The sequence below is a fragment of the Streptomyces sp. 891-h genome, from assembly GCF_022760275.1.
In the GTDB taxonomy this organism is placed as follows: domain Bacteria; phylum Actinomycetota; class Actinomycetes; order Streptomycetales; family Streptomycetaceae; genus Streptomyces; species Streptomyces spirodelae.
The window spans coordinates 807,723-823,531 of sequence record NZ_CP050693.1 but is presented as its reverse complement, the minus strand read 5'-3'; the positions used below and the strand labels follow the sequence as shown (position 1 = coordinate 823,531).

Genomic DNA, 15,809 nt, shown 5'->3' with positions numbered 1-15,809 from the left:
CGGAAAGAGACGGCAGGGCAGAAGGTGGCCGCCCCCCGGGACGGTCAGCGGTCCGGCGGTTCCACCAGACCCGACTCGTAGGCGAGGACGACGAGTTGGGCGCGATCGCGGGCGTGTAGCTTGGTCATGGCCCGGTTGACATGGGTCTTCGCGGTCAGCGGACTGATCACCATGCGGTCGGCGACCTCGTCGTTGGACAGGCCCTGCGCGACCAGCGCCACCGCCTCGCGCTCCCGGTTGGTCAGCTCCTCCAGCCCCTTGGCCGCGTCCGCGCGGAGCGGCCGGGCGACATAGCGGCTGATCAGCTTGCGGGTGATCGACGGTGCGAGCAGCGCGTCCCCACGCGCGGCGACGCGTACCGCATGCAGGAAATCCTCGGGAACGATGTCCTTCACGAGGAACCCCGCGGCACCGGCACGCAGCGCGTCGAAAACGTACTCGTCGAAGCCGTAGTTGGTCAGAATGACGACATGCACACCGGCCAGCGCCGGATCCGCGGCGATGCGCCGGGTCACCTCGATACCGTCGACGACCGGCATCCGGATGTCCACCAGCGCGACATCCGGCAGATGTTCCGTGGCCAGCGCCAGACCCTCGGCACCGTCGCCGGCCTCGGCCACCACCTCGATGTCGTCCTCCATGTCGAGCAGCGCGCGGAAGCCACTGCGCAGCAGCCGCTGATCGTCGACCAACAGGACCCGGATCATGATGTCTGCTCCACGGGGAGTTCGGCCCGCACGGTGAAACCTCCCTCGCCGCGCGGCTCGGCCCGCAGCCTGCCGCCCAGCGCCGTGACGCGTTCCCGCATCCCGAGCAGCCCGACACCGGGCACCGGAGCGGCGTCCGGCGTGGCCTTGCCGTCGTCGTCGATACGTATCCGCAGCGCGTCAGGACGGCAGTCGATACGGACCGAAGCGCTGTCGGCGGCGGCATGCCGGGCGATGTTGGTGAGCGACTCCTGGACGATCCGGTAGACCGTCCGCTCCACTGCGACCGGAACGTCGCCCGGCTGCCCCTCGACGGTCAAGGTCGCGTCCAGCCCGATACTCCGGGCCCGTTCCACCAGCTCCGGAACGTGGTCGAGGCCGCGCGGCGGAGCCGTGTCGTCGTCGCGCAGCGCCTCAAGAGTCGCACGCAGCTCCCTCGTCGCCTCACGCCCGGCCTCCTGGATCGCCAACAGCGCCTCCGGTAGCTGCTCGCCACGCCTGCGGGCCACATGGACGGCCACCTCCGCCTGCACCTTGATGATCGAGATCTGGTGGGTGAGGGAGTCGTGCAGCTCCCGCGCGATGTGCAGCCGTTCCTCGTCGGCGCGGCGCCGCGCGGTCTCCTCCCGGGTGCGCTCCGCCTCGTCGGCGCGCCGCTCCGCCTGCCGGAGCGCCTCACCCGCGGCGCCGGCCGCGATCAGCCATGCCACCTCGAGGGCGCCGCGGGCCTGCGCGAACGCCTCCCCGGTGTCGTGCAGCCCGGAGACGAGGGCGGCGACGGGCAGGGCGGCGAGCATCACCACGCTCGCCACCACGGTGAGGGTGCGGTGTCCCGCCCGTACGGTCGTGTACACCGCGAACAGGTACGCCACGGCAGGCACGTCGTAACCGGCCGCCTGATAGCCCACCGCGCACAGCCCGGTGACGGCCAGGACCGGGACCGGAGCCCGGCGGCGGGCGGCCAGCGCCAGGCCGCCCGCCGTCAGCAGCGCGTAACCCAGCGGAGCGGGACCCGCGTCGGAGTGCCGCCCGGACAGCCCGGTGGACAACAGCGCTCCCGCCACGCCGACGGCGATCACCCAGTCCCCGGCACCGGCCCGAAGCCGGTCTCTGACGCCGGCGCGGAACCCGGACCGTCCTGTGCTCATGCGCCGCACCCTAGCCGGATGCCGCCGCCGGCGACTCCTGCCCGCGGACCAACAACCGACTACCGCCGGGGCGGTAGCGGTGTGTCCGGCTACGCCACCGAAAGCAGCCGTGCGGCAGCGCGCAGGTGGAGTGACGTACGTCACGGCGAGTGGATGTCACAACGGGAGGGGCCGGGCCCGTCGAAGGGGTGTAAGCGTCGGACACCGCAAGGGAGCGCATCATGGAACCCCGTCTGAACCCGTTCACCAACCCGGTCCTCGGCAAGGTCTTCAAGCACGTCATCGCCGCGGGCAAGGTGCTCGAGGAGTCGACTCTGCCCGCCTCGACGCAGGAACTGGTGAAGCTCCGCGCCAGCCAGATCAACGGCTGCGGATTCTGCACCGACATGCACTTCAAGGACGCGGTGCACGCCGGAGAGTCCGCCGAGCGCCTCAACCTGGTCGCTGCCTGGCGGGAGGCCACGGTCTTCACCGAGGCGGAGCGTGCGGCGCTGGAGCTGACGGAGGAGGCCACCCGGATCGCCGACGCGGCCGGAGGCGTCCCCGACGAGGTCTGGGAGAACGCGGCCAAGCACTACGACGAGGACCAGCTGGGCGCGCTGGTGGGCGTCATCACCATCATCAACGCCTTCAACCGAGGGAACGTCATGCTCCAGATGCCTGCCGGCGACTACCAGCCCGGGCAGTTCGGCTGACCGGTTCCCCTGGCTGGGGCGTGCGGTGAGGTGGGGCCGGCCGTCGTCGGGGCGTAACAGGGGGCGTCTCCGACGAGGCCGGAGGCCGGAGGCCGCCGAGCGCCGACCGCCGGCCGCTCCGCGGGCGCGGTGTCGCCGTGTGTGGGGGGCGGGCCACCTGGGGTGCACGGCTGCGGAAGTTATCCTTCCCGCACAGGAGTGCGGCTCTGCGGACGAAGTCAGCAGAGCTACCGGCAGGTGCAGGCGCGTGGACAGGGCTCCGTGCCCAGCGCACGTCCTGCGGGTCGTGGGTGTCAGGGGGCGGGGATGAACGGTCTGCAAGTGGGCGCTGTCAGGCCCCGAGACGAAGTGGGCGCCGCCAGGCCCGGAGGCGAAGCGGGGGCAGCCCGGCTGGAGACGCACCGGGCCGAGCTCACCGGCTACTGCTACCGGATGCTGGGATCGGTCTTCGAAGCGGAAGACGCCGTTCAGGAGACCATGGTCCGAGCTTGGCGCGGACTCGACCGGTTCGAGGAACGGTCGTCGCTCCGCTCCTGGGTCTACCGCATCGCCACCAACGTCTGCCTCGACGCACTCGCCGCAGGCAAGCGCCGGGCACTGCCGATGGACCTCTCCGGCCCGACCAGCGGCGCCACTTCGCCAGGTACCGCGCTGGACGCCGACGTGTGGATCGAACCGTTTCCGACTGCTCCGACCCGTACGACTGACAACCCTGCCGAAGCGACCGAGGCCGCCGAGTCGGTGCGCCTGGCGTTCGTCGCCGCGCTGCAGCACCTACCGTCCAAGCAGCGCGCGACTCTCCTGCTACGGGAGGTCATGGACTTCTCGGCACGCGAGATCGCGGACCTGCACGGATGCACCGTCGCCTCCGTCAACAGCGCTCTCCAGCGCGCCCGTGCCACCCTGGCCGCCCGGCGCGAAGCGGCCACCGACGACACGGCGGTACGGGCGCCCAGCAGCCTCCAGCAGGCCCTGGCCAGGCGTTACGCCGCGGCCTTCGCCAGCTTCGACATGGCGGAGCTGAGCATGCTGCTCCACGTGGACGCCACGATGTCGCTGCCGCCGTACGCCGTATGGATGCGAGGCGTCTCCGACATCCAGGCGTGGCTGACCGGACCTGCCGTCGGCTGCCGGGGGTCACGGCTGGTTCCCACCCTGGCGAACGGCTCACCCGCGTTCGGCCAGTACCGGCCCAGCGCTCATGGCGCGGGGTTCGAGCCCTGGGGGCTGCAGGTCATCGACATCTCCGGCGACCAGATCACGGACATCAGCGTCTTCCGCGACACGGATCGCCTGTTCCCACTCTTCAACCTGCCCGCTCGCATCGACGCGTAGGCGCTCGCGGCGAGTGAGCTGCCGCAGTTTCACACGAACCTGCCCGGCAGCGAGTCGTCGATGCCCGAGGCCGGGGCCGTCTCAGCTCTTGTCCAGCACCTGATGTGCGGCGGTCATCCACGCGTGCTGTGCTCGCCGCAGCTGTGTGAAGGCGGCCGAGTGCTTCTTGACCGCCGCGCGCTGGATGCGGTTCTCCGCCGCGTTCCAGACGGGTACAAGGTCGGTGCTCTTCTTGCAGCGCACGTCCGTACTGGCCTGCCGGATCTCCGCCTTCGAGACTTTGGAGCCTTTCAGCCAGCGCTCGTCAGCGAGGGCCTGCATCGGATCGGCGTAGTGGTAGCCGGCCCGCTTCATGCAGACACTCCAGGCGCGGAAGACCCGCACCACCGACCGGTCCTTCATGGACTGCTCGTAGGTCGCGCCGATGGTGTCGTCCAGCAGGTCGAAGTCGGCGTCGGGGACGTCTTCGAGCAGCCTCTCCTCGGCCTTCTTCAGGCAGCCGCCGGTGGTCTTGCCCGGCCGCCCCTCCGGACCGTAGGCGGCCTTCTTCTCCGCCTCGTCGAGCGCCTTTCGGCGCTTCGCCTCGGCCACCGCCCGTCGTGCGACAGTGGGCCGGTCGGCGGGCAGATGGTAGCCGTACACCTGGGCGATCCCCGGCTCCACGACCCCGTAGCGGCGTCGATTGCGCGGCTCGGCGTCCCGCGCCGCGGCTCTCGGCAGCAGCTTCCAGGACAGGCCCTGACGCCGCATGCACGCACGGGTCAGAACGTCCTCGGCGGCGTCGATGACTTCCAGCTCGGCGGGTGAGGGGTCGTAGTCGTCCAGCGGCACCCTGATCGACACGGCCTCCTTGCCCGGCGGTGGCACGGGGGCGGTCGGTCCGCCCGTAGCGGTGTGCTTCGAGCTCTCTGCGGGGTCCGCCTCAGCGGCGCACCCGCTGACGAGGCACAGCACCACCAGCGCGGTGACTGCCCTGGAAAACAGCGACACGGTTGACCTCCAGCGGGAAGAGAACGCGGCGCGGGTGACGCCCCGGGCCGCGCCCTCCTCCGTGATCACGTCCGACGAGCTCAGGAACGAACTCTCCTGGAACGCGCTCCTAGAACTGGAACTTCACGGAACTGGCCTTGTTGTCGAAGTTGTTGTTGGTGAAGTCCTTGTCCTCGCTCTGCTTCCTGGCGACGTAGCGGGTGCCGCCGTAGTTCTTGTACTGGTACAGCGTCACCTTGTAGCCCGTGTTGTTCGACATGGAGCTCGCCTTGTTGTCGAACCTGTAGTCCGAGGACCCCAGATTGGGGACGTGCTCAAGGAAGATGCGGGCGCTGCTGCCGCGGTAGTCGTCGTGTTCGAACAGGCAGAACGTCCAGTTCGTGCAGTGCAGCCGCTGGAGTTCCACGTCGGACTGTTGAGCCTGCGCGGTGGAACCCGAACCCAGTACGGCCACGGCACCCAGGGACAGCGCGCCGAACAGTCCGCCGATCCTAAGCTTCACGTTGGAATCCTTCTTCTGTTTGCAGGAGAGACTTGAATGACGCAACAGCGGCCACTCCGCCGCTAGTTGCGGCGCAACTGCTCGTCACGAGAGCGAAGTAAAGCACCTGGCGCGGTTAGGTGTACACGTTTTCGATCGTTCGCCTTCGCAGACTCGGGCCGCTCCGCGGAGCGCGACGGCGAGGGTGTCGAGGTGGACGCCGCACCGTCCGTCTCGGCTGGCTGTGGTCTCGCGGACAGCGCGGGGGACGATGTGCGCAGCGGGAGGGGCGGCCTCGGCGTGTGATCCGGGGGGGGGTACGAGCCACGGCCGGACTTGCGCTCCTGTCCTTGCCCGGTTGCGCCCCCACCGGTGTCCGACACGGTTCCGGCCTGGCGCGGAAGCTGAGCACCAAGGGGAGGGGAACCACAGGCCCTGACGCAAGAGTCCCCTGAAGCGGTGGAGACGCCGGGAGGCGGGGTACGGCGGTGCCGGGCCGCCGTACCCCGCCTCCCGGAGGGGTGTCAGGCGGCGTGGGGGCCGGGGGCGGCGCTGCCTTCGTACTGGTTGAGGTTGGAGACGAGTTCGGTGAGGCCGGGGTCGGCGTCGTAGCGGCGCTGGTGGAGGTCGGCGATCTTCTTGCCGGTCTCGGGGTCCGGGTCGTCCGTGAGGTCGAAGGACACGAACTTGTCGACCAGCGGCAGCCCGATCTCGTCGGTACGGCGGTGGGCGGGGTGGATGAGGTACTCCCAGTAGCCGTCGAGGTCGGCTATCTCGAACGTGGCGCCCCACTCGTACTCGCCACCGTGGTCCCGGCCGACGAGGAAGGAGCGTACGGAGGGGATGACTTCGCCCTGGTTGCGCAGACTGCCGAGGGCCTCGTCGAGCTGGGCCGGTGTCGTGCCGGGCTTGATGGTGAAGCGGATGCAGTGGTGAATCATCAGGAGGCTCCCTTTCCGGAGTTCATTTCTGTGATGGATGTGGTCGGAGTGTGGTGGGACCTGTCGCGGACACGCGGGGCTTGGCGGGCCAGACCGGCCGTGAGGCCGATCAGGGCTGCCCCGGCTCCCATCACCCCTCCCGTCCACGTGAACGCGGCCGCTAGGCCGGCCGCGTGGATGAGGGGCTGGAGGGCGAGGGGCGAGAGGAACTGTCCGAGGAAGATTCCCGTGACGAGCCCGCTGAGGACTCGTCCCCGCCGCCCGCCGGGGGCGAGTTCGCTCAGGCGTAGGTTGAGGTTGGGTACGACGAGCCCGACCCCCGTACCGCCGACGAGCATCCCGGCCAGGACTTGGACGACCGTGCCGGCCGTCCCGACCAGCAGCCAGCCGGTGCCGAGCAGCGCGATGCCGACGGCGGTGATCGCGGTGGTGGCCAGCCGCCATCGCAGGTACGGGAAGGCCAGCGCGCCGAACGTCCCGGACACCGTGCTCCCGGCGATCACCGCCCCGGCGACGCCGGGCCCGCCGCCGAAATCCCGGATCAGGAACGGCAGTTGGGTGGGCCCCATGTAGAACGCGAGCGTCGCGACGAGCGCCAGCAGGTACACGCCGGCGATGCGGCCCGTCCCGCTGCGCTGCGGGGGCCCCTCCGCAGCGGGGTCTCCCCGGCCGAGGGGCCCGTGCCGCCCCCGCCCCGCGGCCCCTCCCGCAGCGCGACGAACGCCAGGACGGCGACGGCACCCGATACGGCGTACAGCCAGAACGGCGCACGCCAGTCGGCCCCGGCCAACACCCCGCCCAGCGGCAGGAAGACGACCCCGCCCAGGCTCGCGAACGCCTGCTGCAAACCGAGGAACGAGGCCCGGCGCGCCCCCTCGAACCAGTCGGTGATGGTCGCGCTGACCGCCGTCATGATCCCGCCCACCGCGACGCCGAGCAGCGCCCGGGTGGCGAGCAGTACATACAGGTCGGTGGCGAAGAATCCCGCCGTGCCACTGGCGGCGTACAGCACGAGACCGGACACCAGTAGCGAACGTCGTCCGACGCGGTCGGCGATCAGTCCGGACACCGGCGCGCTGACGGCGATGGCGAGCGAGGTGATGGTCAGGACGAAGCGGACGAGAAGCCCTCCGCCGGGCGCTTCGGCGAACTCCTCGCTCATCGCGGGCAGTCCGGGCGCGATGATCGCCGCGGCCATGAGGGTCAGCGTGGCCGAGGCCAGGACGGCGGCGCGGGCCGCGCGCGTCGGTGGCGCCTGCGGCGCCAGGGCGGGCTGTGTCGTGGTGAGGGTCATGGCCGCGTCCCTTTTCGCTGGAACGACCCGCCGACGGTCAGTCCCAGAGCGTGACCATGAAGACCAGCGCGAGCAGCAGCACGGCCAACGTGGCCTTCCAGGCGAGCCGTTCCGCGCCCGACGCGGGGTCGGGTGTGGTGGTGGATGGCATGTCGGTTCTCCTCGATCATCGATCATAGTGTGGTTAACCACTCACTCTCGTGGCAAAAAAATGAGCCGCCGGAGATCGCGGCGCGCCGCTCAGCGCCACAGCGCGAACAGCGCTGCGTCCAAGACGGCCAGCGGAACGAGTGCGGCCCAACGGGCCGCGACGGTGCGGTGCACGAGATCACCCCCTCCCTGTGGCGATCGGCTCCGGCTCAGTAGTGCCGAAGCCCGTCGGACAGCGTCCGGGCCCACGGGGCGTCCATCTCGTGGGCATCGAGGGCGACCACGAGATGGCACAGCATGCCCACGGCGAAGAACTGCTGGACGTCGGACTCCGGTGCGCCGGAGACCCCCCGTACGTACTCGACCAGACGCGCGTAACCGCTGCGCACCACCTCACGGACGGCCGGTTCGGCGGCGGCCGCGCACTGCGCGTGGAGCTGGAGCAGCAGCAGGTCGCGGTCCGAGATGAGTTCGGCGTACGCGTTCCCCATCGCGTCCAGGACCTCCTGAGCGGAACTCCCCGTCGCCGCCGCGGCCCCGTCGCCCAGGCTCTCGCGGACCCGCGCGAAGCAGTGCTCCACCACCGCCACGAACAGCGCCTCCTTGTCGGGGAAGAGCCGGTAGACGTACGCCTGCGAGATGCCGGCCCGCTTCGCCACGTCCGTGGTCGTGGTACCGAAGTAACCACGGTCCGCGAACGCGCTGACCGCGGTCTGGAGGACCGTCCTCCGCCGTTCGTCGGCGGTCGAGAGCTGTCGTTGTGAGGCGGGTTTCGGCATGTGAGTAATAAACCACTCACTCCCCGAGCTGTCAATGCGCCTTCGAGTGCCGCGGCGGAGCGGAGCGGGGGAGTGGGCCGGTGAGCCGGCGGTAGCAGAAGGTGACCGGAGTGCTGTCGGGTGGGCGGGGGTCGCCAGATACGGGGCGAAGACCCGTGTCAGTCGTGTTCGTGTGCTGTGCCGGGCCGGGGTGCTCCGGTGCCGGTGAGGGTCCACATGGCCAGGAGGTCGAGTGCTTGTCCGGACGACGAGCCGGGTTCCGCCGTGTAGATGAAGAGGGTGGTGTCGGGGTCGCCCGGCAGGGTCAGCGTCTCGTACTCCACTGTCAGTTCACCGATCAGGGCGTGGTGGAGGCGTTTGGAGCCGTGGGTACGCTGATGGACCCGGTGCTTTTCCCACCAGTGATTGAATTCGGCGCTCTTTCCGCGCAGCTCTTCGATGAGCTCGTTCGTGGCCCGATCGTCCGGGTCCCGTCCCGCCTCCAGACGCAGGCTTTCCACCGCCGCCCGTGCCTGGTCCTCCCAGTCGATGAACAAGGACCGGGGTTCCTCGCTGAGGAACATCCAGCGTGCGTAGTTACGGTGGCGGACGGGCAGCTGGTCGAAGTCGGTGAACAGCGCCTTGGCCATCCGGGTGGCCGCCAGGACGTCGCTGCGGCGGCCGAGGACCAGCACCGGTTCACCGTCGAATGCGTCGATGAGTTGATGGAGACCGGGGCGGAGTCTTTGGACGCTTCGGCTGCGACGCCGTGACGGGGCGGCCGTCGCTCCTATGAGGGTGTGCAGGTAGGTGCGTCCCGCCTCGTCGAGACCCAGGGCGCGGCAGAGCGCGTCCACGACACCGGGAGAAGGGGAGATCGGGCGCCCTTGTTCGAGCCGGGCGTAGTAGTCGGTCGACACCCCCGCCAGGCGGGCGACCTCTTCACGGCGCAGGCCCGGAACGCGCCGCGTACGGCTGTCCGGCGGAAGACCGGCCTGCTCGGGATCGACTTGACTGCGCGCCTTCCGCAGAAAGTTTCCCAGCTCAAGGTTGTTGTCGGCCATGCCGAGCAGTATCGCGGAGGTCGGTGATTCCCGCGTGGCTCTCTCAGTCCTAGGCTGCCGGGTCCGCTGTCGCGCAGGGCCTGCTATGGGCGTCCACGGAGGCCGGTGGCGGGCCATGCTGAATGTACGTCCTCAGGGCGAGTGACAGAGGCCGCACTCATGTCCTCTGCCGTAATCGCGTAATGCCTGACCGACGGTTTTCCGGAGCAAGCCGTCATTTGCTCCGGACGGTTTCACGGAAGAGGAGCTCGTATGAGCAAGGGCAAGGTTCTCATCGTCATGTCGGCTGCCGGCGTGTGGGAACGCACCGACGGATCGAAGTACCCGACGGGTTACTGGGCGGAGGAACTGGCCGCTCCGCACGAGAAATTCGTGGACGCCGGTTACACGGTCGACTTCGCTTCTCCGGGCGGGATCCTCCAGCCCCTGGACGAGCACAGCGCCGACCCGGCGGTCGCGGGGGAGGAGTGCGGTCAATACGTCGCACACGCCCGAAGAGCGCTGAAGGAGTTCGGCCCGCTGCTGAAGCTCGACGAGATCGACGTCGACGACTACGTCGCGGTGGTGCTGCCGGGTGGCCACGGCCCGGTCGTCGACCTCTTCCAGGACGCCGATCTGGGCCGTCTGCTGGCGAAGGCGGACAAGGACGGCAAGCCCATCGGGGCGGTCTGCCACGGCCCGGCCGCGCTGCTGAGCGCCGAGGACGAGGACGGCAACTGGCTGTTCGCGGGCCGCAGGATGACGGCGTTCACCGACGAGGAGGAGCAGCTGTTCGGCACCGCCGAGGGCGCTCCGTGGCTGCTCGCCTCCCGTCTGCGGGGGCTGGGCGCGGACCACATCGAAGGGGCGGCGTACCAGCAGCACAACATCATCGACGGCAACCTCTTCACCGGCCAGAACCCCGCCTCCAGCACCAGGCTGGCCGAGGACATGGTCGCCGCGCTGCGCTGACACACCACCCGGCGCACGAGGAGCGGCCCTTCGCCCGTGCGAGGGGCCATCCTTCGTGCCCCCGGTGTACCAGCCATACGGCGCACCCCAGAAGTTCCACGGAGTCAATCCCGCCCGACGACGTCATCGGCCGTGTGGAGAAGGGGCTGCCTCGGGGTCACGTGCACTCCGAGCGACGCCGGAGCCTTCTCACGGGAGCGCGGCGATCACCTCGACCTCGAGCAGGCATGCCGGTGCGAAGAGTGCCGCCACGCCCACCAGTGTGCTTGCAGGTGCTTGCGAGACACCGGCCCGCAGCGGCCCGAAGATCGCGGGCAGCAGCTTCGGGGTGTAGTCGACGACGTAGACGGTCTCTTTGACGATGTCGTTCCGGGTGGCGCCGACCGCGGTGAGTGAGGCGTCGAGGTTGCGGGCGATCTGTGCCGCCTGGGCCTCATGGTCGCCGGGCCCCACGAGCAGTCCTTCCGCATCCCAGGCGACCTGCCCGGAGAGATACGCGAGTCGTGTTCCCTCAACGGTGACGACCGGGGTGATCTGGTCGGACGGGTTGTGCGCGGACGGTGGATCGACGCGGTTCACGGGCATGATCCGCTCCTTACGGAGGCCGTACCCGCCCAGGCGGTCAGCGCCCGGATCCGGTCGTCGACGCGCGCGCCGCTGTCGGTGGTGCGAGTGGCCCACGCGACGTGACCGTCGGGGCGTACGAGAACCTCGGTCACCCCGTCGAGATCCGCGTGCTCGTCGTACTTGTCGACGGTGACGACTCTGACCCGCGAGCCCCAGCCCGCATCGACGGGTTCCTCGAGGACGGGATCCCCGGACAGACCGAGCAGAACGAAGCGCCCCGGGTGGAGCAGTTCGTACACCCGTGTCGCCTCCGAGCCGGCGACGGTCAGCCCGACGTCGGGCATACGCCGCCCCACCAGCGGATCGGCGCCCGGAGTCACCGGCGGATAGGCCGTGCCGAGCGCGGAAACCTGCTCGGCGAGCAGGCGGTTGACCTCGGTCATGCCCAGCAGCTGGTCGAGGAGCTTGCGCAGGGCAGCGGCCGGACGCTGGTACTGCCCGACCATCGTGAGCTCCGCCAGCAGAGTCTGGACCTCGGTGTTCTCGGTGACGGACTGGCCGACCGGTCGGCGCTCCTCGTCGTAACTGTCCAGCAGCCCTGGTGGGGCCCAGCCGTTGACCACGGCGGCCAGCTTCCAGCCCAGGTTCATGGCGTCCTGGAGCCCGGTGTTGAGCCCCTGGCCCGCCGCGGGGAAGTGGATGTGGGCGGCGTCGCCCGCCAGCAGGACGCGCCCCGAACGGTAGCTCTCCGCGAGCCGGGTGGCATTGCCGAAGCGCGAGAGCCAGCGGGGTTCGGCGATCCCGCAGTCGGAGCCGCAGATGCGGGTGAGCGACGCCCGGAACTCCTCCAGGGTCACCGGCTCGCGGGCCGGCACCCGCATCCGCTCCGGATCCAGACAGACGAACCGGGTGTGTCCTCCCTCCAGGGGCGCGACGATCACGCCATGGGCCCGCGCCGCATCGAGGGCGCCCGGCTGCGGGTCGACGACCGCGAAGTCCCCGAGCACCCCTGTCAGGGTCTCGTCGGTACCAGGGAAGTCGATCCCCGCCTCCCGGCGCACCACACTGCGCCCACCGTCGCACCCGACCGCGTATGGGGCGCGCATGGTCCCGGTGCCGTAGTCGGGGCCGCGCACCTCCACCTCGACCCCGTCGCCGTCCTGGCTCACGGCGAGGGTCTCGTGTCCCCGCATGATCTGCACGCCCAGCTCGTGCGCCCGCTCCTCGAGGATCGCCTCGGTGCGGGCCTGAGCCAGGAAGAGGGTGTAGCCGTGCCGCGAGTCGAGACTGCTGAAGTCCAGCAGCGTGCGCAGTCCTGCGAAGTGCCAGCCCGGCACGGTCCGGCCGAGAGGGAGGAACCGGTCGAGCAGCCCGCGCTGGTCCATCAGTTCCACGCTGCGCGGGTGCAGGCTCAGCGCCCGCGAATCGCGCTGCGGTTCGGTGCGGCGCTCCAGGACCCGGGTCCGTACGCCCCCCAGTGCCAGCTCACAGGCGAGCATCAGCCCGGTTGGGCCCGCCCCCACGACGATCACATCCGTGTCCATCGGAGTGGTCCTCCTCTGTTTAATGAACAGTGTTCATTAATTACTATACTGAGGCCCATGAGCTCTCCGTCAAGCCCGTCCAGGGGCCGCCCCGCGCGACTCGACAAGGACCGCACCATCAGGACCGCGCTCGACTTGCTGAACGAGTCCGGTCTGGACGCGCTGACCATGCGCCGGGTCGCCGACGCGGTGGGCGCCCAGGCGGGTGCGCTGTACCGTTACTTCGCGACCAAGCAGGATCTGCTCACCGCGATGGCCGAGCGCATGGTCGAAGGTGTCGAGGCCGCCGCCGGGTCGGTGGAGGACGGCGGCTGGAGCGAGGGAGTGACACGCCTGGCCCGCGCGCTGCGTACGGCCCTGCTCGCCCATCGCGACGGCGCACGCGTCTTCGCCGGTACGCACGCGACCGGCCCGCACACCCTGGGCTTCGCCGACAGCCTCGTCGGCGTACTGCGAGAGGCAGGCTTCAGCGACAGCGAAGCGGCGCGGGCGCTCTATGCGGTGGCCAACTTCACCGTCGGCCACACGCTGGAGGAACAGGCCGCCCTCCGGCCGGAGAACGAAGGGTCCGCCGATGCGGGGGATCTGCACGAGGCGGTGGTGGCAGGGGCCTATCCGCACCTCGCCGCCGCCCTGCCGGTGCTCACCAGTACGGACTTCACGGCGCACTTCGAGTTCGGACTGCGGCTGCTGCTGGACGGATTGCGCGCTGTGCGGCGGTGAGCCCATAAGTGGTCCGCCACCGCGGGCCCGAACCGGACGGGAGCAGATCGGCGACGCGCTCCGGAGTGTCCGCTGTAGCGTCGTCCCTCGCGACCACCGCGGTCCTGAGCGCTACGCAGCGCTGCACCCCGCTTGGCGACAGCTGCTGCGAACAGGACCGCCGTGTTGGCCTACGAGCTTGTGGCGGCCAGTCCCCTACGCAGTCGCGGCCGCCTGCCGGTCGTCCGCGCCGAGACGGTCGGGTTGAAGGCCGCGGGCCTGCACACTGCCGGGGCGGGGCTGGGCGCGGAAGGTGCGGCGGTAGGAGTCCGGTGGGACGCCCACCGTGCGGGCGAAGTGGCGGCGCAGGGTGGTGGCGGTGCCCATGCCGGTGGCCGTGGCGATGGCGTCGATGGTGTCGTCGGTGGTCTCCAGTAGTTCCTGGGCGAGGCGGATGCGCTGGGTGTGCAGCCACTGCAGCGGGGTGGTGCCGGTCACCTGCTTGAAGTGGCGGCCCAGATGGCGCGAGCTCATCCGTGCCTGGCAGGCCAGGTCCTCGACGGTGAGCGGCTCGTGCAGCCGCTGCAGTATCCAGGGGAAGAGGTCGGTGAGGGGATGGTTGCCGGGCTCGGGGACGGGGGTGGCGATGAACTGGGCCTGGCCGCCGTCCCGGTGGGGTGGTACGACCAGCCGCCGGGCGATCTTGTTGGCGATCGAGGCGCCGTGGTCGAGGCGGACCAGATGCAGGCACAGGTCCATGGCGGCGGCCTTGCCGGCGGAGGTGAGCACGCTGCCGTTGTCGACGTACAGGACATCCGGGTCGACGGCGACCTTCGGCCGGCGCCGGGCCAGCTCGGCCGTGTGCGCCCAGTGTGTGGTGGCGCGCTTGCCGTCCAGCAGTCCGGCGGCGGCGAGGATGAAGGCGCCCGTGCACAGGGAGGCCACCCGCACGCCGGCCTCGTGGGCCGTGCGTACCGCGTCGACGAGGTCGGCCGGCGGGTCGCGGTCGGTGTCGGCCCAGCCCGGAACGATCACGGTGTCGGCGCGTGCGAGGTGGTCGAGCCCGTGGTCGGGCTCCACCCGGAAGCGGCCGACTCGTACGGCGCGCGGCCCGCAGAGCCAGAAGTCGTACCAGGGATCCACGATGTGCGTCAGGTCGGCGCCGAACACTTCGCAGGCCAGGGACAGCTCAAGGTGCAGCATGCCATCGGTGATGGCCAGCGCGACGGTAGGCATGTCCGAAAGTGTATGGGTCATGTCGCTGCGGACACTCGTGTGGGGGTGCCGCTCCGCGTGAGGATCTCGGTGAAACAGCGCGGCAGGTCAACAGGGATCGACCGCAGGTCCTTACGGACAGACGAGTGCGAGGAAGCGGGCTCATGGGATCGGGTCGGACAGTGGCGGGACAGACAGTGACAGGTCGGACAGTGGCGGTGTTCGGTGCCTACGGACACACCGGGCGGTTCGTCGTGGCAGAGCTGGTGGAGCGCGGGTTCGTCCCTGTACTGGCCGGCCGCGATGCCGACAAGCTCAAGGCATTGGCCCACGAGACCGGGCTGGAGGCCCGGGTGGCGTCGGTCGACGACCCGGACTCGCTCGACCGTGCGCTGGCCGGCGCCGCCGCCGTGATCAACTGTGCCGGGCCGTTCGCCTCGACCACCGCTCCGGTGATCGAGGCGGCGCTGCGGGCCACGATCCCGTACCTGGACGTGGCAGCCGAACTCGAAGCCAATATCGACACCTTCGCCCACTTCGCCGACCGGGCACGGGAGGCTGGCGCGGTGATCGTCCCGGCGATGGCCTTCTTCGGTGGTCTGGGCGACCTGCTGGCCACCGCGGCCATGGGCGAGTGGACCCAGGCCGACGAGGCGCACATCGCCTACGGTCTGAGCAGCTGGCACCCCACCGCCGGGACCCGGCTGTCGGGCGCGGTATCGCGGGAGCGGCGCGGTGAGCGGCGTATGCGCTTCGCGAACGGGCAGTGGGAGTACCGCACCGACGCCCCGCCGACCCTGACGTGGCGCTTTCCCGAGCCGATGGGCCCCCAGCCCGTGATCGGGGAGTTCACGATGGCCGACGTGGTGACCGTGCCCAGCCACCTGTCCATCCCGGACGTGACCACGTACATGACCGTCCAGGCCGTCCGTGACATCGCGGCCCCGGACACACCGGCTCCCACCGCGGCCGACGAGAGCGGACGCTCCGACCAGACGTTCCTCATCGACGCGGTCGTGCGCTCGGGCGGCGCCGAACGCCGCGCGGTGGCCCGCGGTCGGGACATCTACGCCGTCACCGCCCCCCTCGTCGTGGAGGCCCTCGACCGCGTGCTCACCGGCCGCACTCGTACGGTCGGCGTCGCTGCCGCGGGCGAGATCTTCGACGCCACCGACTTCCTTCGCGCGCTGTCCCCGCACGTCACCCTGGAACTGCTCCCGTAGCCATCCCGGCCGCGCTCCCGCTCGTCGGAAGCTTCCGCCGCCTA

The 15,809-nt window shown here is 70.3% G+C and carries 17 protein-coding genes; 5 read left to right on the top strand and 12 right to left on the bottom strand.

Annotated elements, in window-relative coordinates:
• Positions 1 to 44: 44 nt before the first annotated feature.
• Together HC362_RS03670 and HC362_RS03665 are read right to left on the bottom strand one after the other, a co-directional pair.
• A complete protein-coding gene (locus tag HC362_RS03670; protein WP_243082323.1) occupies positions 45 to 707 on the bottom strand; it encodes a response regulator transcription factor in 663 nt (220 codons plus the stop codon).
• Positions 704 to 1,855, bottom strand: a complete 1,152-nt coding sequence (locus tag HC362_RS03665; protein ID WP_243082322.1) for a sensor histidine kinase — start codon at positions 1,853 to 1,855, stop codon at positions 704 to 706. Before HC362_RS03665 ends, HC362_RS03670 begins: the two co-directional genes overlap by 4 nt.
• A gap of 221 nt (positions 1,856 to 2,076) precedes the next feature.
• Here HC362_RS03665 and HC362_RS03660 point away from each other — a divergent pair, with 221 nt between their 5' ends.
• Together HC362_RS03660 and HC362_RS03655 are read left to right on the top strand one after the other, a co-directional pair.
• Positions 2,077 to 2,550 carry a carboxymuconolactone decarboxylase family protein gene (locus tag HC362_RS03660; RefSeq protein WP_209267693.1) on the top strand — a complete coding sequence of 158 codons (474 nt, stop codon included), beginning with the start codon at positions 2,077 to 2,079 and terminating at the stop codon, positions 2,548 to 2,550.
• A gap of 306 nt (positions 2,551 to 2,856) precedes the next feature.
• Positions 2,857 to 3,885: a sigma-70 family RNA polymerase sigma factor gene (locus tag HC362_RS03655; protein ID WP_243082321.1), complete on the top strand. Its 1,029-nt coding sequence runs from the start codon at positions 2,857 to 2,859 to the stop codon at positions 3,883 to 3,885.
• Between the two features lie 81 nt (positions 3,886 to 3,966).
• On the opposite strand, the gene HC362_RS03650 is transcribed toward HC362_RS03655, so the two are convergent.
• From HC362_RS03650 to HC362_RS03620, 7 genes are all read right to left on the bottom strand, one after another.
• The gene (locus HC362_RS03650; RefSeq protein WP_243082320.1) at positions 3,967 to 4,875 is read right to left on the bottom strand and encodes a hypothetical protein; all 909 of its coding nucleotides are present in this window, start codon (positions 4,873 to 4,875) and stop codon (positions 3,967 to 3,969) included.
• A 109-nt stretch (positions 4,876 to 4,984) separates the two neighbouring features.
• Entirely contained in the window at positions 4,985 to 5,377 is a 393-nt protein-coding gene (locus HC362_RS03645; RefSeq protein ID WP_243082319.1) for a peptidase inhibitor family I36 protein, read from the bottom strand.
• A gap of 503 nt (positions 5,378 to 5,880) precedes the next feature.
• On the bottom strand, positions 5,881 to 6,297 hold the full coding sequence (locus HC362_RS03640) for a Dabb family protein (RefSeq protein WP_243082318.1): 417 nt from the start codon (positions 6,295 to 6,297) through the stop codon (positions 5,881 to 5,883).
• A complete protein-coding gene (locus HC362_RS03635; RefSeq protein ID WP_243082317.1) occupies positions 6,297 to 6,866 on the bottom strand; it encodes an MFS transporter in 570 nt (189 codons plus the stop codon). Before HC362_RS03635 ends, HC362_RS03640 begins: the two co-directional genes overlap by 1 nt.
• Entirely contained in the window at positions 6,839 to 7,591 is a 753-nt protein-coding gene (locus HC362_RS03630; protein ID WP_243082316.1) for an MFS transporter, read from the bottom strand. The genes HC362_RS03635 and HC362_RS03630 overlap by 28 nt, the downstream gene beginning before the upstream one ends.
• A 359-nt stretch (positions 7,592 to 7,950) precedes the next feature.
• A complete protein-coding gene (locus tag HC362_RS03625; protein WP_243082315.1) occupies positions 7,951 to 8,520 on the bottom strand; it encodes a TetR/AcrR family transcriptional regulator in 570 nt (189 codons plus the stop codon).
• A 158-nt stretch (positions 8,521 to 8,678) separates the two neighbouring features.
• Entirely contained in the window at positions 8,679 to 9,563 is an 885-nt protein-coding gene (locus HC362_RS03620; RefSeq protein WP_243082314.1) for a helix-turn-helix transcriptional regulator, read from the bottom strand.
• 252 nt (positions 9,564 to 9,815) lie between these two features.
• On the opposite strand from HC362_RS03620, the gene HC362_RS03615 reads away from it, so the two are divergent.
• The gene (locus HC362_RS03615) at positions 9,816 to 10,514 is read left to right on the top strand and encodes a type 1 glutamine amidotransferase domain-containing protein (protein WP_243082313.1); all 699 of its coding nucleotides are present in this window, start codon (positions 9,816 to 9,818) and stop codon (positions 10,512 to 10,514) included.
• A 189-nt stretch (positions 10,515 to 10,703) separates the two neighbouring features.
• On the opposite strand, the gene HC362_RS03610 is transcribed toward HC362_RS03615, so the two are convergent.
• Together HC362_RS03610 and HC362_RS03605 are read right to left on the bottom strand one after the other, a co-directional pair.
• A complete protein-coding gene (locus HC362_RS03610; protein ID WP_243082312.1) occupies positions 10,704 to 11,099 on the bottom strand; it encodes a RidA family protein in 396 nt (131 codons plus the stop codon).
• The gene (locus HC362_RS03605; protein ID WP_243082311.1) at positions 11,090 to 12,625 is read right to left on the bottom strand and encodes a monooxygenase; all 1,536 of its coding nucleotides are present in this window, start codon (positions 12,623 to 12,625) and stop codon (positions 11,090 to 11,092) included. The genes HC362_RS03610 and HC362_RS03605 overlap by 10 nt, the downstream gene beginning before the upstream one ends.
• Before the next feature lie 57 nt (positions 12,626 to 12,682).
• Here HC362_RS03605 and HC362_RS03600 point away from each other — a divergent pair, with 57 nt between their 5' ends.
• Entirely contained in the window at positions 12,683 to 13,348 is a 666-nt protein-coding gene (locus HC362_RS03600; protein WP_243082310.1) for a TetR/AcrR family transcriptional regulator, read from the top strand.
• Positions 13,349 to 13,543: 195 nt separating this feature from the next.
• On the opposite strand, the gene HC362_RS03595 is transcribed toward HC362_RS03600, so the two are convergent.
• The gene (locus tag HC362_RS03595; RefSeq protein WP_243082309.1) at positions 13,544 to 14,563 is read right to left on the bottom strand and encodes a helix-turn-helix domain-containing protein; all 1,020 of its coding nucleotides are present in this window, start codon (positions 14,561 to 14,563) and stop codon (positions 13,544 to 13,546) included.
• Between the two features lie 197 nt (positions 14,564 to 14,760).
• Between HC362_RS03595 and HC362_RS03590 the strand changes: the two genes are divergently transcribed.
• Positions 14,761 to 15,765 (top strand): saccharopine dehydrogenase NADP-binding domain-containing protein, encoded by a 1,005-nt coding sequence (locus tag HC362_RS03590; RefSeq protein ID WP_243088339.1) that lies wholly within the window; start codon positions 14,761 to 14,763, stop codon positions 15,763 to 15,765.
• Positions 15,766 to 15,809 lie beyond the last annotated feature (44 nt).